This window comes from Pseudarthrobacter phenanthrenivorans (genome assembly GCF_036455295.1).
Lineage (GTDB): Bacteria > Actinomycetota > Actinomycetes > Actinomycetales > Micrococcaceae > Arthrobacter > Arthrobacter phenanthrenivorans_C.
In genome coordinates, this window is the sequence record NZ_JAYXNX010000007.1 from 179,482 (window position 1) to 200,432 (window position 20,951).

The 20,951-nt window shown below is 66.4% G+C and carries 20 protein-coding genes and 1 tRNA gene; 8 read left to right on the forward strand and 13 right to left on the reverse strand.

What is annotated here, in order from left to right:
* Window positions 1–31: 31 nt before the first annotated feature.
* Window positions 32–1,006, reverse strand: a complete 975-nt coding sequence (locus VXJ37_RS11450; protein WP_331323159.1) for a LysR family transcriptional regulator — start codon at window positions 1,004–1,006, stop codon at window positions 32–34.
* 101 nt (window positions 1,007–1,107) lie between these two features.
* Between VXJ37_RS11450 and VXJ37_RS11455 the strand changes: the two genes are divergently transcribed.
* Both VXJ37_RS11455 and VXJ37_RS11460 read left to right on the forward strand, forming a co-directional pair.
* Complete coding sequence (locus VXJ37_RS11455; protein WP_331323160.1) at window positions 1,108–2,358, forward strand: MFS transporter; 1,251 nt, start codon at window positions 1,108–1,110, stop codon at window positions 2,356–2,358.
* Between the two features lie 116 nt (window positions 2,359–2,474).
* Window positions 2,475–2,978 carry an Lrp/AsnC family transcriptional regulator gene (locus VXJ37_RS11460; protein WP_174237525.1) on the forward strand — a complete coding sequence of 168 codons (504 nt, stop codon included), beginning with the start codon at window positions 2,475–2,477 and terminating at the stop codon, window positions 2,976–2,978.
* Window positions 2,979–3,007: 29 nt separating this feature from the next.
* Here VXJ37_RS11460 and VXJ37_RS11465 read toward each other — a convergent pair whose 3' ends face one another.
* The gene (locus VXJ37_RS11465; protein WP_331323161.1) at window positions 3,008–4,249 is read right to left on the reverse strand and encodes an MFS transporter; all 1,242 of its coding nucleotides are present in this window, start codon (window positions 4,247–4,249) and stop codon (window positions 3,008–3,010) included.
* Window positions 4,250–4,417: 168 nt separating this feature from the next.
* Between VXJ37_RS11465 and VXJ37_RS11470 the strand changes: the two genes are divergently transcribed.
* Window positions 4,418–4,912: an Lrp/AsnC family transcriptional regulator gene (locus VXJ37_RS11470; RefSeq protein ID WP_331323210.1), complete on the forward strand. Its 495-nt coding sequence runs from the start codon at window positions 4,418–4,420 to the stop codon at window positions 4,910–4,912.
* Complete coding sequence (gene corA, locus VXJ37_RS11475; protein ID WP_141942478.1) at window positions 4,913–5,908, forward strand: magnesium/cobalt transporter CorA; 996 nt, start codon at window positions 4,913–4,915, stop codon at window positions 5,906–5,908.
* Here the strand turns inward: corA and VXJ37_RS11480 are convergent.
* Window positions 5,905–6,642, reverse strand: a complete 738-nt coding sequence (locus VXJ37_RS11480; protein ID WP_331323162.1) for a Pr6Pr family membrane protein — start codon at window positions 6,640–6,642, stop codon at window positions 5,905–5,907. The genes corA and VXJ37_RS11480 overlap by 4 nt on opposite strands.
* 83 nt (window positions 6,643–6,725) lie before the next feature.
* On the reverse strand, window positions 6,726–6,878 hold the full coding sequence (locus VXJ37_RS11485) for a hypothetical protein (protein WP_285244256.1): 153 nt from the start codon (window positions 6,876–6,878) through the stop codon (window positions 6,726–6,728).
* Between the two features lie 202 nt (window positions 6,879–7,080).
* On the opposite strand from VXJ37_RS11485, the gene VXJ37_RS11490 reads away from it, so the two are divergent.
* The gene (locus VXJ37_RS11490; RefSeq protein ID WP_331323163.1) at window positions 7,081–8,154 is read left to right on the forward strand and encodes a DUF2235 domain-containing protein; all 1,074 of its coding nucleotides are present in this window, start codon (window positions 7,081–7,083) and stop codon (window positions 8,152–8,154) included.
* Window positions 8,155–8,195: 41 nt separating this feature from the next.
* Here the strand turns inward: VXJ37_RS11490 and VXJ37_RS11495 are convergent.
* From VXJ37_RS11495 to galU, 4 genes are all read right to left on the reverse strand, one after another.
* A tRNA-Ala gene (locus VXJ37_RS11495) sits at window positions 8,196–8,268 on the reverse strand.
* 133 nt (window positions 8,269–8,401) lie between these two features.
* Window positions 8,402–9,310 (reverse strand): hypothetical protein, encoded by a 909-nt coding sequence (locus tag VXJ37_RS11500; RefSeq protein WP_331323211.1) that lies wholly within the window; start codon window positions 9,308–9,310, stop codon window positions 8,402–8,404.
* A 105-nt stretch (window positions 9,311–9,415) separates the two neighbouring features.
* The gene (locus VXJ37_RS11505; RefSeq protein WP_331323165.1) at window positions 9,416–10,036 is read right to left on the reverse strand and encodes a GNAT family N-acetyltransferase; all 621 of its coding nucleotides are present in this window, start codon (window positions 10,034–10,036) and stop codon (window positions 9,416–9,418) included.
* Between the two features lie 4 nt (window positions 10,037–10,040).
* Window positions 10,041–10,946, reverse strand: a complete 906-nt coding sequence (gene galU / locus VXJ37_RS11510) for a UTP--glucose-1-phosphate uridylyltransferase GalU (protein WP_331323166.1) — start codon at window positions 10,944–10,946, stop codon at window positions 10,041–10,043.
* A gap of 114 nt (window positions 10,947–11,060) precedes the next feature.
* Between galU and VXJ37_RS11515 the strand changes: the two genes are divergently transcribed.
* The 3 genes from VXJ37_RS11515 (at window position 11,061) to cpaB (ending at window position 12,908) form a co-directional block, all read left to right on the forward strand.
* Window positions 11,061–11,681, forward strand: a complete 621-nt coding sequence (locus VXJ37_RS11515) for a 5-formyltetrahydrofolate cyclo-ligase (RefSeq protein WP_331323212.1) — start codon at window positions 11,061–11,063, stop codon at window positions 11,679–11,681.
* A 111-nt stretch (window positions 11,682–11,792) separates the two neighbouring features.
* Entirely contained in the window at window positions 11,793–12,065 is a 273-nt protein-coding gene (locus VXJ37_RS11520; RefSeq protein ID WP_188570909.1) for an FmdB family zinc ribbon protein, read from the forward strand.
* A gap of 114 nt (window positions 12,066–12,179) precedes the next feature.
* The gene (gene cpaB, locus VXJ37_RS11525; protein WP_331323167.1) at window positions 12,180–12,908 is read left to right on the forward strand and encodes a Flp pilus assembly protein CpaB; all 729 of its coding nucleotides are present in this window, start codon (window positions 12,180–12,182) and stop codon (window positions 12,906–12,908) included.
* Between the two features lie 32 nt (window positions 12,909–12,940).
* Here the strand turns inward: cpaB and VXJ37_RS11530 are convergent, their stop codons facing one another.
* The 5 genes from VXJ37_RS11530 to VXJ37_RS11550 form a co-directional block, all read right to left on the reverse strand.
* The gene (locus tag VXJ37_RS11530; RefSeq protein ID WP_331323168.1) at window positions 12,941–17,137 is read right to left on the reverse strand and encodes a DUF4011 domain-containing protein; all 4,197 of its coding nucleotides are present in this window, start codon (window positions 17,135–17,137) and stop codon (window positions 12,941–12,943) included.
* Window positions 17,138–17,265: 128 nt separating this feature from the next.
* Complete coding sequence (guaA, locus tag VXJ37_RS11535) at window positions 17,266–18,855, reverse strand: glutamine-hydrolyzing GMP synthase (protein WP_331323169.1); 1,590 nt, start codon at window positions 18,853–18,855, stop codon at window positions 17,266–17,268.
* A gap of 113 nt (window positions 18,856–18,968) precedes the next feature.
* Window positions 18,969–19,478 carry a DUF3817 domain-containing protein gene (locus VXJ37_RS11540; protein ID WP_307306500.1) on the reverse strand — a complete coding sequence of 170 codons (510 nt, stop codon included), beginning with the start codon at window positions 19,476–19,478 and terminating at the stop codon, window positions 18,969–18,971.
* Complete coding sequence (locus VXJ37_RS11545; protein ID WP_331323170.1) at window positions 19,475–20,353, reverse strand: SURF1 family protein; 879 nt, start codon at window positions 20,351–20,353, stop codon at window positions 19,475–19,477. The genes VXJ37_RS11540 and VXJ37_RS11545 overlap by 4 nt, the downstream gene beginning before the upstream one ends.
* A gap of 65 nt (window positions 20,354–20,418) precedes the next feature.
* On the reverse strand, window positions 20,419–20,907 hold the full coding sequence (locus VXJ37_RS11550) for a PTS sugar transporter subunit IIA (protein ID WP_331323171.1): 489 nt from the start codon (window positions 20,905–20,907) through the stop codon (window positions 20,419–20,421).
* Between the last annotated feature and the right edge of the window lie 44 nt (window positions 20,908–20,951).

Sequence of the window (20,951 nt, forward strand, 5' to 3'; positions counted from 1 at the left end):
CAAGGGTACTTGCGCGGACAGCAGCCCGCCGTCAGCGGCCTGCTTTGGCGGCCAGCCCCGCCAACAGCGCGGGCCCCTCTGCCACCACCAGCTCGCGGAAGAGCCTGGCCGGAACAGGTTCGCTTTCCGGCTTCCGGCGCCGCCAGCTGACGCCGACTTCCCGGAAGGCGAGCGCTGAGTCAAGGGGTACCTCAACCCAGCCAAGGTCCCCTCTCTCCTGGCGGAAGGTCCGGCCCGGGGAATCGCCGCCGGGCGGCAGGATGCTGACGCCAAGTCCCGCTGAGACCAGCCCGCGGACGGTGTGCGAGTCCTGGCTCTCAAAGGCAATGCGCGGCCGGTACCCTGCTTCCCGGAACAGCGCGTCCGTCAGCGACCGCAGCCCGTATCCGGATCCGAGGGCCACGAACGGCTCGCTGCGGATGTCAGCCAGCTGTGCCATCGGCTGGCGGGCCAGCGGGTGGCGGTGATGTACCACCAGCCGGAGTGGTTCACGGTACAGCGGCGCCGACTCCAGGTTCCTGCCGGGCGGAGCGACGGGCGCGGTGAGTGCAAGGTCCGCGTCCCCGGATACAAGTTCTTCCAGGCAGGCGCTGCGGGCGCCCTGGCTGAGCCGGAAGCCGGCACCCGGGTGCCGTGCACGGAAGGCGCTGATCAGCAACGGCAGGGTGGCTTCACCGAAGGTGTGCTGGAAGGACACCGACACAGTGCCCCGGACCACCTCAGACTCGTTCCTGACCAGATCCAGTCCGGCCTGGAACTCCGCGAGAGCCTGCTTGATGTAGGGCAGCAGGGTGCGGGCGGCGGGAGTGAGGCGTACTCCGCGGCCGTCCCGGACCAGGAGTTCGGTTCCGACGGCGGCGCTGGCCCTGGCAAGGGCCCGGCTCACCGTTGACTGGGGTACTCCGAGCAGTTCGGCTGTTTCCGTTACGTGCTCGGTGCGGCCCAGTTCGGCAAGTACCGGCAGGAGCGGCAGCAGTTGGGCCAATTGTTTGCGGTCCGGTTCCATGGCCACCTCCGTGCGGGCATTTGAAGCAACCCATTCCTGATATGAGTTTGGCACGAATTATGCATTGGAAGCATCTTTTGACCGCGGACTAGGCTGGCTGGATGCCACAGAATGCACCGGCCGGTACTGCCCCTTCGCCCAATTGGAACGGCCATGCAAAGGGATCCAGGGACTACGGCCGGATCCTCGCCGGTCTCTCCTGTGCCGGCGTGGCGACATTCGCCCAGCTCTACTCCACCCAGGCTGTGCTGCCAATAGTCGCGGCGGATCTGCGGATCACGGCTCCCGAAGCCGCCCTCACCATCTCCCTGGCCACCATGGGCCTGGCTGCAACCGTCATACCCTGGTCCTTCCTGGCGGACCGGATCGGCAGGGTGAAGGCCATGATGTGGGGCATCACTGCTGCCACTGTCCTGGGACTGCTGGTGCCGCTGTCGACCAACTTCGCCGTGCTGCTCGCGCTGCGGCTGCTGGAAGGGATGGCACTGGGCGGCATCCCCGCCATCGCCATTGCGTACCTGAACGAGGAGGTCAGCAAAGCCCACGCCGCAGTGGCGGCTGGAAGCTATGTTGCCGGCACCACCCTGGGCGGCCTGTCCGGCCGCCTCGTGGCCGGTCCGGTCGGCGAACTCTGGGGCTGGCGCTCTGCCGCCCTGGCCGTGTCCCTCCTGGCGACGGTTGCCGCCGTCGTCTTCCTGGTCCTGGTGCCCCGCGCCCGCGGATTCGTCCCCGCCCAGGCTGCCGGCCTCCGCAGTGCTGGCGCGAGGCTCGGCGGCCATCTGCGCAACGTCCGGCTGCTGGCCCTCTACGCCCAGGCCTTCCTGATGATGGGCGGCTTCGTGGCTGTCTACAACTATCTGGGGTTCCGGCTGGCCGGCGCGCCGTTCGGGCTCCCCACTACCGTGATCAGCCTGATCTTCCTGGCTTACCTGTCCGGGACGTTCTCCTCCCGGTGGGCCGCAGGCATGACCGCGAGGTTCGGACGGCGGAACGTCCTGCTCGCCGGGCTGGCGCTGACCGTGGGCGGCCTCGCCCTGACCCTCACCCCGTCCCTTGTGCTGATCCTGTCCGGACTGGTGGTGTTCACCGGTGGCTTCTTCGCTGCCCACAGCATCGGCTCCGGATGGACCGGGGCGATCGCCAGTACCGGCCGGGCCCAGGCAGCGTCGCTATACAACCTGGCCTACTACCTCGGTTCCAGCCTTCTGGGCTGGGCCGGCGGACTTGTCTTCCAGTCCTGGGGCTGGAGCGCCCTGGCTGGAGCCGTCATGGTCCTGGCGTGCCTTACGGCGGCGACTGTCGCCGTCGTTCATTCCCGCACCGACGCTGCGGCTGGAGCTCCCGCGAATTAACCGGGGCCAACAGGCTGCCCGGTGCCAAGGATATTCGGCCGGACCGGCGCTGGCTGCGCGGATGGCGGTTATTCTGCGGTCTAGGATGAATGCAGGACCGTTTGGAAGGAACCGCAGTGACGACGAATCCCAGGAACATCCGGGCAGGGGTGCATTCCGAGCCGCTGGATGCCATTGACGAGCGCCTGCTGGAAGCCCTCGTTGCCGATGCCAGGATTTCCAACAAGCAGCTTGCCGAGATGGTGGGGATCGCGCCCTCCACAGCCCTGATGCGGACCCGTGCGTTGTCCGAGCGGGGCATCGTGCAGGGATACGAGGCGAAGCTGAACCTGTCGGCCATCGGCCGGTCCGTGCAGGCGCTGGTGGCCGTGCGCCTCCGGGCGCACGACCGGGACCAGATCGACCGCTTCACCGCACGCGTGCCGCACCTGCCGGCAGTTCTTTCAACCTTCCACACCTCAGGTTCGGTGGATTACCTGCTGCACATCGCCGTCGGAAGCACCGAAGACCTGCGGGACTGGGTGCTGGACAACCTGGCCACCGACCCCGTGGTGGGCCACACCGAAACAACGCTCGTGTTCGAACACATCCAGGGCAACCACGGCCCGCTTCCTGAGTAGCCCGGGAGTGACCGTCCCGGCCGCTGTACCTAAGCCCGCCGGCGCAGTGCAGCCGCCAGTGTCACGGCAGACAGGACAAGCGCCGCCGCGCCGCACACAAGGACGAAACCCTGGACTGCGGTGGTCATCCCGAACACGGCACTGGCCCAGCCCAGGCCCAGCACCGGCACGGCGCTCCCCAGATAGGTGATGACGTAGACGGTGCTGATGATCTGGGCGTGCCGGGCAGGCTCCACCCGCCCCGCCACTTCGTTGAAGACGGTCCTGAACGCCAGTCCCTGACCCAACCCGGCGGCAACAGCGGCGCCAACCAGCAACAGGGGCAAGTGCCAGGTACCCGCGGCTCCCAGCAGCACGACGGAGGCGCCCAGCACCGCCAGCCCGGCCGGAACCACCAGGCGGCTGCAGACGGTGACCAACTGGCTCAGCGCAGAGGCTCCCAGTGGCAGACCGGCCAGCACGCCGATCAGCGGCCGGGAGTCCGTGCCGAGGACGTGCGCGAAATAGCCGGGAGCCAGCGACAGGGAGAATCCGAACACGGCGAAGCTCAGGAAGCCGACGCCGGAAGCCAGCCAGAAGGCGCCCCTTGCCTGGCGGGATACGGAGGGCCGGCGCGGTGCGAGGACGTGCAGGGGTCGGGACACTGCGGGGACCATGATGGCCGGCCGCGCCCGAATCAGATACAACGGCACGAGGAGGGCAGCAAGCAGCACCGAGTGGACCACATAAGGGGCAGTGGTCGCGCCGGGAAGCAGTGACAGCAGGCCGCCGATTACCGGTCCCGCCGCCACTCCCCCGGACGATGCCAGCAGCGTGAAGCGGGACGCCCATTCAGGGCGGGACGGGAGAAGCTCGCGCAGGGCGGCCGCACTGGCCCCTGTTGCAAGCCCCACAGCCATGCCCTGGAGTGCCCGGCCGGCGCACAGGGCAGCCAGCGTTGCCGCATCCGCAAAGATCCAGCCGCCGGCGAGCCCCGCCAGGACAGCAACCAGGAGGGCAGCCCGCCGGCCGATGTGGTCGGACCAGTGTCCGGCCAGCAGCAGGGTACCCACCAGCGCCAGGACGTAGCTCGCAAATGCTGCGGTCACCTCGAGGCTGGACAGTCCCAGGTTCGCCTGCAGCAACGGGTAAAGCGGCGTGGCAAGGTTGGCGCCCACCAGGAGCATGAAGATGACCGCCCCGGAAATGACCAGCCGCGCCGTGGTGGAGGCATTCCACCCGCTGGACGCTGCCGTCGCCGGGCGCATGCGCAGTTCGCTGAAGACCGTCAATGTGCCGCCTTAGGGTCGCCGCGGCAGGTGGTCCTTGTGGGAGCCCGGCGCGGATACAACAGTGATGCTCCAAGATTGGGGCAGCGCTGCTGGATCCATCCGTCTTCGGGAGGATAATTGAGCAAAATTATCAAATTTGCCGATCAGCAATGATGGAGAGTGGCGATCTTGAACAAGCTGGACCCGACGGACCTGAAGATCCTCCTGGCCCTCATCCGGGATCCGCGGATCCAGATCGGCGAGCTGGGCGATTCCCTCGGAATCGCCCGGAACACGGCACAGTCGCGGCTGCGCCGCCTGCTCCGTGCCGGGGTTTTGCGTCCGGGCGGCCGGGAGGTGGACCTTGAAGCGGTGGGCTATGACGTGGCGGCCTTCGTGACCATCGAGGTTTCCCACCGCGAGCTCGACGGCGTGGTGGCGGCGCTGCGGCTCATCCCGCAAGTCCTGGAGGTCCACGAGATTTCAGGCCGTGGCGATGTCTGGTGCCGGGTGGTGGCCACGGACACGCACAACCTCCAGGCGTCCCTGCGGCAGGTGCTGAGGATCAAGGGGGTCATACGGACGGAAACGGTGCTGGCCCTGCACACCCACATCCCCTACCGGACGGAACCGCTCATCAGTGGCCTCAGCAACGCTTCAGCTCCGGCGGCTAGGATTTCCTGAATGACCATCATCGATAACGCCGTATACGTCAACGGCGTCCGCCACGCTGAGCCGGAAAACCTTGAGCAGACCTTTGAGACGCTGGCCCGCCACGGCGGGATGGCCTGGATTGGGCTTTACCGGCCCACTGCGGAAGAAATGGCCGCCGTAGCCGCCGAGTTCGGCCTCCACGCCCTTGCGGTGGAGGACGCTGTCTCGGCGCACCAGCGGCCCAAGCTGGAGCGTTACGATGACAACCTTTTCACCGTCCTGCGGCCGGCCCGTTACCTGGACGCTGATGAAACCGTGGAGTTTGGCGAACTGCACGTCTTCACGGGCAGGAACTTCGTGGTGACCGTCCGGCACGCCGAAACCGCCGGTGTAGCCACCGTCCGCCGGCGCCTGGAGGCAAGGCCCGATCTCCTCCAGCACGGTCCCGAGGCGGTTCTCTATGCTCTGCTGGACCGCGTGGTGGATGATTACGCCCCGGTGGTCGCCGGGCTGGAAAACGACATCGACGAGATCGAGGACCAACTGTTCAGCGGCGACTCCTCTGTGTCCCGCCGGATCTACGAACTGGCACGGGAAGTGATCCAGTTCCAGCGTGCCATCCATCCCCTGCCGGAAATCCTGGACCAGCTGAAGCGCGGCTTCGAGAAGTACCAGGTGGAAACAGACCTGCGGCACAGCCTGCGGGATGTCGAAGACCACGTCGAACGGGTGATTTCGCGGGCAGACTCCTTCCGGGACCTGCTGCAGAACGCCTTGACCCTCGATGGGACGCTGACCGCCAACCGGCAAAACGAAGCCAGCGCCGAACAGAACGAACAGGTCAAGAAGATCTCCTCCTGGGCAGCAATCCTGTTCGCGCCCTCCTTTGTCGCGGGGATCTACGGGATGAACTTTGACAACATGCCCGAACTGCATTGGCCCTTCGGTTATCCGTATGCCTTGGTCCTCATGGTTGCTGCCGGCGCGCTTATGTACGGGATCTTCAAAAAGAAGGGCTGGATCTAGCCGGTCTTCGGCCTTGGGCGCCGGCCGAGGGACAGCGAAACCCTCGCGTTGCCCGCTGCGTGCACCAGCAAGGACATGACCAGGAACGCGAAGAGGACCTGGGTGGTTGCCACCAGCACCCTTGGCCAGCCGCCGTCGAGGGTGGGGTCCAGGAAGTCATAGACATACCATCCGTCCAGCCCGCCCCGGATCCAGGAGAACGCAAGGAACGCCACGGGGTACCCCAGCCAGGCCAGCGGCCGCAGCCACCGGCCGTGCACTGTCCGGGTCACAAGAAGCCAGTCAAGAGCCGCCGCCAGCGGGGCCACGCGGTGGTGGGCCAGCTGCGGCCAATACAAGTCCCAGGTCCACCACGGCTCTCCCGGCGGTGCTACCAGCACCACGTAGATGATCCCCGTCATGACCATGTACAGGACCAGTGCGCCGAACAGGTGGTCCCACCACGCCGGCAGCCCTGACCGACGCCGCGCCGCTGAGTAAATCAGGACAAACCCGAACACCAGGTTCCCCTGCACGGTGAATTCCGAGTACAGCTGCGGAATGTCCACGTCATTGCCGGGCAGTGTGGCATCAAGCGTCTTCTGGATGACTGCTGCGAGCACGAACAGACCCACCAGGATTCGGACGGTACGAATCCATGGCCGGTCGGGATGCAGGGCGCAGTTCACCTCCATGTGCTGCCGGACCGGCGGCTCCAATGGTGCGGGGAGGGCGGACTCCCTTACACGGCTCATGCAGCCAGCGTGCAGCCTCTACCGACGGATAACCAGAGTCCGTCAGCAGTAAGGGTTCCTCCTGCCGCAGCAGGAAGGCGGGCTCAGGCGTTGGTTCTGCGCTTGAGCCAGCCCCAGACGCCGGTGGCGACGAACAGGACCAGCCCGATGATGGCGAGCCACAGAAGGCCCTTCACGACGAAGCCGAGGATCGACAGGATGAGCCAGATGACAAGAAGTCCAATAATGATTCCCATGGCCCCACTCTAGGACCCGCCGCTTGGATCGGTCGGCCCATCGCTCCCGCGTTTTGCCGGGCGCTATCCGGACCAGTCCCGGCCCTTGGACTGCCGTCCCATCGGAATCTGTGGACGCTGTGTGCGCCGCGGGTGTATACCGATGGAACCCGCGGAGCCGCAAATGCGGCCGAGTCGAGGGTCTGATCTGCCGGGAAGACAAATGGCCAAGCGAATTGTGGTGTGCTGCGACGGAACGTGGGCAACCCCGGACCAGGCTGAGGACGGGCAACCGTGCCCCACGAACGTCACCAAACTCGCCCTTGGCATCGCCGCAACCGGCAAGGACAGCACGGGCGCTGATATAGAGCAGAGGGTCTTCTACCACCGCGGGGTGGGCACCGGACGCCAGGACCGGCTCGGTGGAGGCGCTTTCGGGGCCGGTCTTTCCCTCGATATCCTCGCCGCCTACCGCTTCATCATGGGTAACTTCCAGCCCGGGGATGAGTTGTTCCTCCTGGGTTTCAGCCGCGGCGCCTACACAGCCCGCAGCACCGCCGGACTGATCAGGAACGCGGGCATCCTCCGGCGCCGCTTCCGGGGCAGGCTCGGCGATGCCTACAGCCTTTACAGGGACCGAACGGCCACCACCAATCCCCGGTCGGTGGAAGCCACCCTCTTCCGCCGCTCCTTCTCCCACGAAACCCGCATCCATTGCATTGCCGTCTGGGACACCGTGGGTGCGCTCGGCATTCCCCTCACGGGGGTTCCTCTCGTGGACAGATTCAACCGCAGGTTTGCTTTCCATGACACGGGGCTGTCCACAACGGTCGACAACGCATTTCAGGCCCTCGCAATTGACGAGAAACGCAAACCGTTCGCCCCGGCCCTCTGGCAGCCACAGGACGACGCCGGCAATCAGCGGCTGGAACAGGTCTGGTTCACCGGAACCCACGGCGACGTCGGCGGCGGGAACCGGAGCAGCCTCCTGTCCGACATTGCACTGGGATGGATCATGGAACGCACCCGCAGCGCAGGCCTTGCGTTCCGCCCTGACGCCTTGCCGGTTGCGGTACCGGGCACGCCGGCGGACGGTGCATCGGATGCGTTTCCGCCGGTCCAGGAGTCGCGCACCGGTTTCTGGAAGATGCTTCCGGCGTACGTCAGGCCGATAGGTCAGACTGATCCCGCGCATGAAAGGGTGGCGGAGTCAGCCATGAAGCGGCATGATCAGGATCCCGCATACCGGCCACCCAATCTGGTGCGCTTCCTGGCGGAACATGCGTCCTCTTCATGAGGCTGCGTTGCGCCCCCGGGCGCCGGGGTCCCTGCAAATTGTGGAGCTAAGGAGATTCGAACTCCTGACCTCTTCGATGCGAACGAAGCGCTCTACCAACTGAGCTATAGCCCCGGATTTTTCCGCGTCCTGCGGGAGACCCGCGGCCGGCACGGAACCGGTGTCCCTAGGCTACAAATTTTCCCGGCCCAACGCCAATTGGCGCGGCCAGGGCGCAGGAAGAATCCCGCAGCACCCCCGCGTGGCCCTACGCGCGGCGGCGCTGAAGGACGTCGTCGAGGTTGCTGAGTGCGCTCTGTGCCTTGGACAGCTGCTGCGCTTCCGCACCTTCGGCGGACGCCGTAGCGGCAGCGCCCTTTTTCAGTGAAGGCTTGCCAACCGCCTTGGGTGCTTCCGGCAGTTCGAGCGGCTTCGGCGCAGGGCGCTGGGCCTTTGCAGCCTCCACGTAGACAGGTTTGGGAACTTCCACCGGCTCCCAGGGGGTACCGGCGGACGCGGCCGCGGCAGCGGGGACCGCAGTGGTGTCACCGGCTGCCAGGGCCACGGCGAGTGCGGCTTCACGGAGTTCCACGGCAGTCAATGGCTTGATCCCGGACTGGCCCGCCTCGGCATCAAAGAGAGGACTGTCCGGACGGGCAGGAGCGGCGGCAGGCTTTTCAGGAATAACGACGGCGGCGTGCGGACGGGGTGCCGGAGCGTTCATCGCCGAGCGGAAAGCGGCGTTGACCTTGGCCTTGCGGTCCCGGACGGCAAGCGAGCGCAGCAGCGCCACCGACCCGGCGGCCAGAAGGGCACACAGGAGCGGAAGGGCCGGTGTACCAATACCGAATGGAAGCAATACACCTGAAATGAAGGCCATGACCAGGGACAGCAGCCCCACAAGGGCCAGGGCGGTCCGGCCGTAGCGGATGCGGAACCGGGCCGGCTGCGGGGTGCTTGCAGTGCCGGCACCGGGTGCGGCACTCTTCCTGGGTTCCATGGCTTTCTCCTGCTGGGCGGCAACGTTCAGGACCACGCCGGGTAGCTGGTCCGGCTTCTCATCGGCGTGGGCGTCTGCCAGGAAGTCGGCGGCGGCCTGGAACTGGCGCCGGCGGTTCCTGAGGACGTAAGGGGCAACCCATACAATCCAGAGCGCGACGGCAACCACAAGGATCACTGAGCTGCTAAGGGGGAAGTCCACACTCAAAACCGTATGAGCATCATGCCTGCTCAGGGCGCATTACCACCGGTGTGTCGTGCCCCCACCGGCAAACCGTTGGATTTAAGACCGTCGAGAGGCCAGCCACGGGCCGAGAAGCCCGTTCGGGACTTCCTCCGCAGTGAGCGCGAACGAGCGGTGGTCCGCCCATTTGCCGTTGATGTGCAGGAAACGGGGCCGGTACCCCTCGTCCCGGAAACCCAGTTTCTCCACTACCCGGAGGCTGGGACCGTTCTCCGGCCGGATGTTGATTTCCATCCGGTGCAGGCCGAGGGCCCGGAAGCAGTGGTCCGTCACCAGTGCCACGGAAGTGGGCGCAATCCCCCGTCCCGCACGCTCCCGGTCCACCCAGTATCCCAGGGTGGCCATCATGGCCGAACCCCAGACGATGGACGATACCGTCAGCTGGCCCACGATGGCGGGGTTCCTCAGGCCCGGCATCCACTCGGTGATGAGGAAAGGCAGCGCTGTGGCCTGGGCGGCCTGGACATTGAGGGAGCGGACCATGTGCCGGTAATCGGGCAGGCCGCCTGCAGGATCCGGGTTGGAGGCCTCCCACGGGGCCAGCCACTCACTGTTGCGGGACCGTACGGCGGACCACTCTTTCTTATCGCGGTACCGGATGGGCCGCAGGACCAGGTCGCCGCACTCGAGGGTGACCGGCCAAATGGGACCAGTGTGCATCGCGTTACCGGGAGAGGCCGGCCGTGAACCCGGGCAGCCATTCCCTCAGGCCGGGTCCCAGGTCCTCGCTGTCGATGGCCAGCTGGACGCATGCCTTGAGGTAGCTCAGCTTGTCGCCGGTGTCGTAGCGGCGCCCGCGGAACACGACGCCGTACACGCCGTGCCCCTCGCCGTCGCCCTGAGCAAGTTCCTGCAGGGCATCCGTCAACTGGATTTCGCCGCCGCGCCCCGGCTCCGTACGCTCGAGGACTTCGAACACTGCGGGATGGAGGACATAGCGCCCGATCAGCGCCAGGTTGGAGGGCGCTTCCTCCGGGGAAGGCTTTTCCACCAGCCGGTTGACGCGGACGTAGTCCTCGCCCTTGATCTCCTGGACGTCCGCGCAACCGTAGGCGCTGATCTGAGAAGGTTCCACCTCGATGAGGGCCACCACGGACCCTCCCGTTTCCGCCTGGACATCGATCATGGTGCTGAGGAGTTCATCGCGGGCATCTATCAGGTCGTCCCCCAGCAGGACCGCGAAGGCTTCGTTGCCGACGTGCTGCTTGGCGCGGAGCACCGCGTGCCCCAGGCCGTGGGGGTCACCCTGCCGGACGTAATGGATGTCGCCCAGCTGGCTGGCGGCCTGGATGGATGCCAGCTTCTCCTTGTCCCCCTTGTCCTTCAGGGTTGATTCAAGGGACGGCACCCTGTCGAAGTGGTCCTCCAGGGCCCGCTTGTTGCGGCCGGTGATCATCAGGATGTCATTAAGACCCACGTGGACGGCTTCCTCCACCACGTACTGGATGGCAGGCTTGTCTACGACGGGGAGCATTTCCTTGGGCATCGCCTTGGTGGCGGGCAGGAACCTGGTACCCAGGCCCGCTGCGGGAATGACGGCTTTGCGGACTCTGGGGTTACTGGTGTTCACCGGTCTAATCTAGCGTCAGTCCCGCCTTTCGGTAACTACCGGCGCGACAGCCCGGCGGCGGCACAGGAAAGCGGTGACTCAATGGATACTTACAGGGCAGGCAGGAAGGACGCGATGCTTCAGGAAACGAACACGGTCAAGGATGGGATCCGGACCGCCCACCGGCGGCGGCGGGCGAGCCTGTTGCCGGAGCAAATCGAAGCTGCAGGCCTGGATCTGGCCGTCCACGGGGAAGCCTGGGCCGGCACGGTGACAGGCCGCAGCCCGGGAACGGCGTGCGTTTACCTCGGCGTTGGGCAGGAACCGCCAACGTTGCCCCTGATTGCAGCTTTGCACCGCAGCGGACACAAGGTCCTGCTTCCTGTGTGTGAACCCGGGCGGGAGCTGGGCTGGGTGTTCTGGACCCCGGATACCAGCTTCGAGCGCAGCAAGTACGCACCCATCCTGGAACCGGCAGGCGAGAGGCATGGGCCCGAGACCGCGGGAGGCGCAGCGATGCTCTTTATCCCTGCCACCGCGGTGGACCTCGCAGGCAACAGGATCGGCCAGGGTGGCGGGTACTACGACAAATTCCTGGGGCACCTCGCGACGGCTGGGAAGGAAATACCCCTTGCCGCGGTTATCTATGACGATGAACTGCTGCCTGCCGGCCGGATTCCCGCCGAAGAATTCGACCGTCCGGTTCCTGCCGTGCTGATGCCGTCGGGATACCGGGAACTGCCGGGCGGCGCCTGAGCCCGGGTCCACCGGGCGCAGTGATAGAATTAGCACTCAGGCCCTGCGACTGCTAATGGTTTACCAGGTGGCAGCACGGGACCTCTCGTTTGCCCAAGAGGAGGAGCACCAGTGCCAACATATGCTTACGCCTGCAAGGATTGCGGCCACGCCTTCGACATCGTCCAGTCGTTCTCGGACAGCAGCCTGACGTCCTGCCCTGAATGCCAAGGCACGCTGCGCAAGAAATTCAACAGCGTCGGCGTCGTCTTCAAGGGCTCCGGTTTCTACCGCACCGATTCCCGCGATTCCAAGGGCAGCTCTGTCTCCCCCGCACCTGCCGCCGCCCCGGCTGCACCCGCTGCAGCCCCCGCCGCTTCGGCGCCCGCGGCGGCGGCCAGCTGAGCGCCTTCAATCTAAGTACGACGACGGCCGGTGCTTTCCAGCGCCGGCCGCCTTTTTCCACATAGCCTTAGTCCCCGCTCCCCCCGCCACACCCTTCGGCGCTAGCGTGGGCGCATGCCCAGACTTCCCCGCCGTCGCAGCGACGGATTCCGGCTCCCCACACCCCCGCACAGCCTCCAGGCCCGGTCGAAAGGCCGGCCAGTGCGCGTCCGGCTCGGCGCCTGGCTGAACCGCAACCGCCGCCTCGCCGCCGCTTTGTTGTTCTGTGCCGCCGCAGCCCTCGCCGTCCAGCAGCTCACTCCTGCCCCGCTTTCCACTGCCACGGCGTTGGCCGCCGCGCGGGATCTTCCCGCGGGAAGCGCGGTAACGGCCGCCGACCTCGCCCGGATCCAGGTTCCGCCGGCAATGGTGGCCGATGGCGTCCTCCGGGACAACGACGGTGCGGCCGGCAAGCAACTCGCAGCGCCGGTCCGCAAGGGCCAACTCCTCACGGACACCCAATTCCTTGGTCCAGGACTGTTGGCAGGTACTCCGCCAGGTTCAGCCGCCGTTCCGCTGCGCATGGCCGATGCCGCGTCAGTCCAACTTGTTTCGCCGGGCCAGCTGGTGAACGTGGTGCTGACGTCCGCCAACGGGTTCGACCAGCGGAGCCCCTCCGAGGTGCTGGCATCAGCGGTTCCCGTGCTGTGGACATCCAACAACGGCGGCCAGGGCGGAGCATGGCTGGGTACGGGCGAAACGGACGGACTGATCGTGGTGGCAGCAACCCCGGAACAATCATCCCGCCTGGCCGGAGCCTCCACCCAGGGCAGGCTTTTCTTCGTCCTGGTCAGCCCGCCGTGAGCGGGACTGCCCTGCAGAGCGGGAGGGAGCGGTCAGCCCCAGTGCGGCGGCCTTTGCTCCTTCAGCCAGGTGTCGTGGTCCTCTTCCCGGTCACCCCAGCTGCGGGCATCGTCTTCCGCCGCTTTGCTCGGAAGGATCTCTTCAGGCCCTCCGGTTGCGGTCCGCGCCGCCGATGCAGGTGCCGTGGGCTCGGGCCCGTCGGTTCCCTCCGCAGTGCTGTCGTTCGTCTTTTCGTTCTGGCGCATAGCTTCGTCGTGCCTGTCTTCCTCAGGGCTGCTCTCTTCGGCCAGGTGGCCGTCCTCCTTGCCGGCGGCGTCCCCGCGGCCGTCCCCGCCATCACTATTCCTGGTTGCGCCCGCTTCACGCGCCCGGTACCCGGTGGAGGCGGACCGCCCGGCGTCCAGCCCGTGGAACGTCTGGTCAAAGTCGTCATCAAGGAAGCCGCCCGGCTGCGTTGTCCTTGCCGGCAAGACCATTGTCTCAAGGCCCAGGTAGCCGGCAATCCGGTCTGCGCAGGAAGAGGGGTCGGTGAACACCTCGATGGTCCACAGCGGCATGTAGCGCCACCCCAGGCGTTCCAGCAGCTGCGGACGCAGCCGGCTCCGTTCGCGAACGCTCATGCTGCGGTACTGGGCGGTGCCGTCCGATTCGATGGCTACGGGCCGCGGAAGGTCCAGGTCGTCCTGGCCCATGGTGTTCAGCGGGTCAGCAGCCGCCACAACGTCGATGGCACCGTCATACTGGTGCCAGACCCTGGCGCCCCGGGCACGCAGCCGGTCCCCCAGGTCCGCCACGAGGGGGTCCGCCCCCAGGGACTGTTCGCTGGCGGCGGCACGGGACGCAGGAGTACCAAGGTCCGTATTGCCGGAAATCTCCCGGTCCAGCAGCGCGTACAGGTCCACCGCGCCGTGGGTGAGCCGGGTGTGGTCCAGGTCCTCGGGACGGAAGCACGTCAGCACGTGTATGGAACGCCGGGCCCGGGTCATGGCCAGGGCGAACTTTTCCCGGCCGCCCTCCGCGGACAGCGGCCCGAAGTTGTGGAGTGCCCGGCCGTGCGGGGTCCGCCCGAATCCAGGCGAGAAGATCACGTGGTCGCGGACCAGGCCCTGGGCCCGTTCCAGGTCTACCACCCGGAAGGATTCCGGGCCGGCACCGAAGAAGCTGGCCAGTCCGGGCTGGTTGGACAGCTGGAGCCTGATGGATTCGCCGATCCTGGCAGCGTGCCGCAGGCTGGCGGTTACGACGGCGAGGGAAGTCCGTGGCCGCAGGCGGGCGTGTTCGAAGACCAGTTCCACCACCCGGTTGACCTCTGCGACCACAGATTCCACGCCCTCGTGATCGGCACTGGGAAGGCCGGTACCGTCGGGAAGGTATTCCACCAGGAGGGAGCGGTCCAGTCCGGTTGCTGACTGTCCTTCGGGCAGCCGGCGCAGGCCGCCGTCGTAGAAGCTCTTGCTGAGCTGCAGAACCAGGTCCTCGTCCACCGCCCGGTACACCTGGTTGAGGCGCCAGACGGGCAGGACTGCAGAGAGCGCGGTGAAGGCGCTCTCCACGCGATGATGGGCGGACTCTCCCGGTGCCAGCCGCTCCACGCCGACGGTGAACGTCCTGGGCGTGGCAATGCGGGAGTCACCGAAGGCAACCACCTGCCGTGCCCGGGCGATCGAGGGCAGCACAGCCTGAAGCGATGTGGCCTCGGCGTCGAGGATCACGACCGCGTCGAAATGCTGTTCTGCCGGAAGCAGGCCTGTCATCAGGTAGGGGCTGACCGACCAGACGGGAACCAGCGTGCCGATCAGGTCCGGAGCCTGTGCCGTCAGCGCCGCCAGGGAGACGCGGCCGTCCTTGAGCAGGCTCCGCAGGAGGTCCGCCTGCCGGGGCTGGGCCGCGATAGCGCTGCGCCACCGCTCCGCAAGGTCCCACCGCAGCCGTGCGGCACCGCTGGCGATGTGGGCGTTGTCCGCCAGGCGGTACTCTGCCTCCAGTTGGCGGAGGGCGTCGCCGTCGGACATGGCAAGGTAGTCGTCGCCGCTGATCATTGCCTCGAGCGCGGACTGCCACCAGGCCAGTTCCAGCTCGGCGGTTACCGATCCTTCCGGTACTTCCCGTTCAGCAAGGTCGGCAAGGAGCTCGCCAAGGCCGTGTTCGCGCATGTTCTCGATCAGGAGCGTGCGTTCGGGCAGTGTCTTCAGGGTTTCCGTGTCTGCCACCAGGCGTTCCAGGCGTTGCATCAGCTGCGGGTAGGGAACGGTGGTCAGTGAGCCGCCGTCTTCGGTATGCCGCAGCGCCTCACCCAGCTGCGCCAGTTCCTGCGCCAGGGAGCGGTACATGGAGTTCATCTCGGCCAGGCCGGACGGAACCGCAGGGTGCCGCTGGGTGGTGGCGTAGCCGGCCCACAGGGCGCGCTGTTCCTGGACCAGCAGCAGTGATGAATGCAGGTCGGCGATGTGCACGCCGGGGCGTACGTACTCTTTGGCCACCCGGCGGAGCCTGGAGCGTTGCATAGAGGTCATCTCGATGCCGCGTTCGCGCCGCCAGGCGGACGGTGCCGTGGCGGAAATCAGGTCCGTCACCGGCCGGTCGAAGATGTCCGGAGTGAACTTGTCCAGGCTGCCGCGCACGGCTACCAGCAGTTCCAGCTGCTCGCCCCATTCGGCGAAGGATTCGCCCAAACGGATTTCGGCATGCTCAGCAACGGCGTCCATCCGGTCGCGCAGGAGGGGAAGGCTCTTGGCAATGGAGCCCACCAGGTCCTGGGCTTCCTCGGTCTCCTTGCGCGTCAGGAGCCGGGCGCCGTGCCATGGGCTGGTGGTGGCCGCCTTGCTGAAGCTGCCCAGTTCCGCGGCACGCCGAAGCCTGCCGGCAAGCTCCTCGCGGTCCCGGATGTTGTCCAGGACACTGCGCTTCAGCCTGACCGTGGTGGCGGGTGCGGGATGGATGGAGGTGAGCTCGGCGAGCGACTGCATGGCCTGGTAGGGCGAGCAGCCCCACCGCTCCCGGACGTTGTGGAGCGATGCCACATGGTCCATAAGGGCATGCCGGTGCTCGATGAGCGTGGTGTGGAGGTTACCGAGCTGCGGTTCCAGCGACTTTTCGTTCCGGACAATCGCCCGGACCAGCTGGCCCTTCAGCTGCTGCGCGCTGACGTTGCCCGAAAGCTGGAAAAGGATGGAGTCCAGCCCCAGTGATTCCAGGTGACCGGAGACTTCGTTGAGGCTGGCGCGGCGGTCGCCCACCACCAGGACGGTCTTGCCGGCATCCACCAGCGCACCGATCGTGTTGATGGCTGTCTGGGTCTGGCCGGTGCCCGGCGGGCTGCTGACCACAAGGGAGTCACCGGCCCTGGCTGCATCAATCACGTACTGCTGGTCCACGTCCGCGTCGAGGAGGAGCAGTTCGTCTTTGGGGTGCCTCTTGTCCAGCTGCGGGAAACGGGACGGGTCCGGCTCCTCGACGTCCACCACTTCCCCGCCGGCGGCGGTGGCAAGCGCGGAAACGATGGGGTGGGCGTCGTTGATCCAAGGGTCATCGAGGTTGCCGGAGAGGTCCGCGAAGGTGGAAACCAGCAGGTTGTGCTGGGTTTCCGCGCCGTGGATGGGCCGGATCAGGGTGGCCAGACGGTCCAGGACGGGCTGGGGGTCGAACCGGGCGGTGCTGTACGCCAGGCGTGTTACGGCGTTCACGTCGAAGACGATGCCGTGGATGTTTTTCAGGTGCCGCACCAGGGCGGGGTTGATGTGCGCCTGCTCTGTCAGCTGCAGTTCGAAGTCATCCTCCCCCGGCCGGACCGTAAGGGAAATCGCGGTCAGCATGACCGGAGCGGACACACGCTGGGGCTTGCCACCTACGGCGGACGTCCACACCACGGTGCCGGCGGAGAGGTAGCCGGCATCGATGCCGCGGTCGTTGGCGAGTTCGAAGATCTTGGAGCGGATGTTCCGTGAGGCCCTTGCCGCCACCACATACTGCTGGCGGTCCCGGATCAATGTGGACAGCCGTGTGCGGCGCCCGGCCATGAGCTGGGCCAGTCCCGAGGGGTGCGCCGAGGTGAGGTCGATGGAGCCTTCGGGCGTCTTGGTGAAGCGCAGCATTGTGTCCGCACCGGTAACAGGTTTGAGCCCGGACAGCCATTTACGAAGCTCTTCCGAGCCTTCCGGGTGGCCTTGACCAACTGACACTTCTGCCTTCTTTTCTGCGTTTGCACGTGACGCCCTGGACCATACCGGCATAGGTTCGAGAGTAGCCGCTTCGATGCCGGACTTGAGAGACCGCAACACTGGGGCAGGGAAATTGCGGAGGATTTCGCCGGGAAAAGCAGTGGCCGGCCCCCGCTGTCGGAGGCCGGCCACTTAGGATGCTATTCCCACTCGATGGTTCCCGGCGGCTTGCTGGTGACGTCCAGCACCACCCGGTTGACGCCGTCCACCTCGTTGGTGATCCGGTTCGAGATCCTGGCCAGGAGGTCGTACGGCAGGCGCGACCAGTCGGCGGTCATGGCGTCCTCCGAGGACACGGGACGCAGCACGATGGGGTGGCCGTAGGTGCGGCCGTCGCCCATGACACCGACGCTGCGGACGTCTGCCAGCAAGACGACGGGCATCTGCCATACCTCGTTGTCCAGGCCCGCGGCGGTCAGCTCGGCGCGCGCGATGGCATCCGCCTTCCGAAGCAGGTCCAGACGCTCCTTGGTGACATCCCCAACGATCCGGATGCCCAGGCCGGGGCCGGGGAATGGCTGGCGGCCGACGATTTCCTGCGGCAGGCCCAGCTGGGCGCCGACGGCGCGGACTTCGTCCTTGAACAGGGCGCGCAGCGGCTCGACGAGCTCGAACTGCAGGTCCTCGGGGAGGCCGCCGACGTTGTGGTGGCTCTTGATGTTCGCGGCACCTTCGCCGCCGCCGGATTCGACGACGTCGGGGTACAGGGTGCCTTGGACCAGGAACTTGATCTTTTCGCCGTGGGCCGCGGCCTCGGTGATGATGGCCAGTTCCGCTTCTTCAAAGGCGCGGATGAACTCGCGGCCGATGATCTTGCGCTTGGTTTCGGGGTCGCTGACGCCGGCCAGTGCGGAGAGGAAGCGTTCCTGCTCGTTGGCCACGTACAGCTTCACGCCGGTGGCAGCCACGAAGTCGCGTTCCACCTGTTCGGCTTCGCCTTCGCGCAGCAGTCCGTGGTCCACGAACACGCAGGTGAGCTGGTCGCCCACCGCGCGCTGGACCAGGGCTGCAGCGACGGCCGAATCCACGCCGCCGGAAAGGCCGCAGATGACCCTCGCATCCCCGATCTGCTGGCGGATGCGCTCCACCTGCTCTTCCAGGATGTTGCCTGTGGTCCAGTTGGGTTCGATCTTGGCGCAGTTGAAGAGGAAGTTCTCCAGCACCTGCTGGCCGTAGGCCGAGTGCTTGACCTCCGGGTGCCACTGCACCCCGAAGAGGCCCTTTGCCTCATTGGCGAAGGCTGCCACTTCAGCGCCCGCCGTCGTCGCCAGGACTTCAAAGCCCTCCGGCGCCTTGTGGACGGAGTCGCCGTGGCTCATCCAGGTCTTCTGGTGCTGGGGCATGCCCTCCAGTACGGAGCGCCCTTCGCCCAGGATGGTGGTCTCCGTGGATCCGTACTCGCGGAGGCCAGTCTTATCCACCTTGCCACCCAGTGCGTTGGCCATCGCCTGGAAGCCGTAGCAGATCCCGAAGACGGGGACGCCTGCTTCGAAGAGGTCGGCACCCACGCTCGGGGCGCCGTCGGCGTAAACGCTGGAGGGTCCCCCGGAGAGGATGATGGCGGCGGGATTCTTGGCCAGGAGCTGCTCGGTGGACCAGGTATGCGGAACCACTTCCGAATACACGTTCGCTTCCCTGACGCGGCGGGCAATCAGCTGCGCGTACTGGGCACCGTAATCAACAACCAGCACCGGCTTCTGGGAAGTCTGGGATGCAGTGGGAGTAGTCACCGTAATAGCCTACTTGGCGCCCTTGCACCGGCGCATCTTGGGAGGCCGCGCTGTGACGGAGCAAACGTTCGACGGCGGGCGGTCAAGCGGGTGCCGCAGACGGCGGGAGCGGGTCAGTATCGCTGCGGCGCCTGCGGATTGGCGGCCAGTTCGGCCTCCACTTCGGCGTGGAACTTCTTTTCGACGATGAAGGACAGGAACGGCACCACGCCGCCCAGGGCCAGCAGGACCAGCTTCAGGAACGGCCAGCGCATCAGCGACCACAGCCGGAAGTTGGACACCAGGTAGACCACATACATCCAGCCGTGCACGATCAGCACGGTGACCGAGACGTTGACGCCGTTCAGCACCGCCGGGGGCTCGGCGCCGGCGAACCCGAAGCCGAACGGCTGCCCGGTAAGGGCGTCGGTGCCGCCGGCGAAGAGGTACTGGCCGAAGCCGTACCGAACTACCAGTTCGGCGCACAGCAGGAGCAGCATGGTACCGGTGAGGTAGGCCATGACCTTGTAGAACTTCAGGGCTGACCGGATCTGCGCCTCGGTACCGCCGAAGCGGCGCTTCTTACCGGAAGCCTGGCCGCCGCGGGCCTGCGGGGACGGGGTGGCGGGTTTCGGATCAATCATGGCTGTACCTTTTGTTCGTGCGGACCGGGCTGCTGGTGCTGTCCGGTCTGCGGCGTTTCGTGCTGGTGCTGTTCGGGGGTGGGGGCGCCTTCATCCTCGAGGGCTTCCTCCAGGTCCCGGTGGTAATCGTCCTTGACGAGGCGCCACCAGATGAAGAAGGCGAAGCCCGCGAAGACCACCCACTCGATGGAGTAGAAGAGGTTGAGCCAGTTGATGTGCTGTCCTGGCGGCTGCGGTCCGATATTCAGGGGCTGGAGCTTCCCAGGTGATGCGGCAGCGCTGACATCCTGGCCGCCCACCACCTCTGAGGTGGCCGACACGAAGCCGGGGTAGCTGCTCACCTCCCAGTCGTTGATGAGCTCTGCCACGGACACGGCTGACGCTTCTCCGGGCTTGGGGGCTTTCCCGCCTACCGGGGCTTCGGAGGGCAGCAGGCGCCCGGTCAGTTGAACAACGCCCGACGGCGGTGCTGCCGCATCCCCGGGTTCGGCCACCCACCCGCGCGCCACGGGGATCCAGGTTTGTGGTGAGGCGCCGGCTCCTGTCAGCGCGGGCGCGCCGCTGACGGCGAAGGCGTTCACGACCCAGTAACCGGTCTTCCCGTCGTGGAGCCTGCCGGGTATCAGCACTTGCTTGTCGGGACTGTACGTTCCCTGGGCAGTGACCATCTGGTCAGCTACGCTGCCGTGGAAAAACTCGCCGGGCTGCAGGGTGCCGGTGAGCGGCTGGACCTGCTCGGACGCCGGATTCACAGGGACTTCGGGTTGCGTGGAGCGGCCGAACTGCCACTGGCTCAGCAGCACGAACACCCCGGAGAGAACGATCGCCAAGACAAAGCCAGCGATCCATCGGGGCTTAAGGGCTGTTTTCCACACGTCTTAACCGTACTTCGTACTTCTGTAGAACAACTAAACGCGGGGCTTCCGCAACCCCGGCCTGCCTAGTGGTCGAAGAACACCAGGCTGGAATTGATGAGCTCCGCGATCACTTCGGCGTCGTAGGCACGGCGAAGTGATTCGCGGAAGGATTCCTTCGAGAGGGACCGGGCCAGCGTGGCCAGCACCTCCAGGTGGTCCGAAAAGGAGCTGGCCGGCGTGGCAATCAACAGGATGACCGAGGCCGGGCCATCAGCGGCACCGAAGTCCAATGCATGCCCGTATTTGGCAATCCCGACCGCGATGGAGGTCTGGGAAACGAACTCGCTCCGTGCATGTGGCAGACCGATGCCTCCCGGGAGCCCCGTGGCCAGCTGGTGCTCCCGCGCGTTGACGTTTTTCAGGAACCCGTCAAGATCAGATATCCGCCCGGCGGCATACAGCCGCTCTGCCAGTTGGGTGGTGGCGTCGGTTTTGTCCTTCGCCTCCATTTCCAGGATCACCATCCCGGCGGTGGTCAGGTGGGCGTCATACGGGTCCAGTGGTTCCGCCAAGGCGTATCCCTTCAGTCAGCAGTGGGGCGGCCAGCCGCTCCACG

Coding starts and splice junctions, on each gene's coding strand:
- VXJ37_RS11450 (WP_331323159.1), bottom strand. CDS start 1,006: ATGGAACCGGACCGCAAACAATTGGCCCAACTGCTGCCGCTCCTGCCG.
- VXJ37_RS11455 (WP_331323160.1), top strand. CDS start 1,108: ATGCCACAGAATGCACCGGCCGGTACTGCCCCTTCGCCCAATTGGAAC.
- corA (WP_141942478.1), top strand. CDS start 4,913: ATGACCATCATCGATAACGCCGTATACGTCAACGGCGTCCGCCACGCT.
- VXJ37_RS11480 (WP_331323162.1), bottom strand. CDS start 6,642: ATGAGCCGTGTAAGGGAGTCCGCCCTCCCCGCACCATTGGAGCCGCCG.
- VXJ37_RS11485 (WP_285244256.1), bottom strand. CDS start 6,878: ATGGGAATCATTATTGGACTTCTTGTCATCTGGCTCATCCTGTCGATC.
- VXJ37_RS11490 (WP_331323163.1), top strand. CDS start 7,081: ATGGCCAAGCGAATTGTGGTGTGCTGCGACGGAACGTGGGCAACCCCG.
- VXJ37_RS11505 (WP_331323165.1), bottom strand. CDS start 10,036: ATGCACACTGGTCCCATTTGGCCGGTCACCCTCGAGTGCGGCGACCTG.
- VXJ37_RS11515 (WP_331323212.1), top strand. CDS start 11,061: ATGCTTCAGGAAACGAACACGGTCAAGGATGGGATCCGGACCGCCCAC.
- cpaB (WP_331323167.1), top strand. CDS start 12,180: ATGCCCAGACTTCCCCGCCGTCGCAGCGACGGATTCCGGCTCCCCACA.
- VXJ37_RS11530 (WP_331323168.1), bottom strand. CDS start 17,137: ATGCCGGTATGGTCCAGGGCGTCACGTGCAAACGCAGAAAAGAAGGCA.
- VXJ37_RS11540 (WP_307306500.1), bottom strand. CDS start 19,478: ATGATTGATCCGAAACCCGCCACCCCGTCCCCGCAGGCCCGCGGCGGC.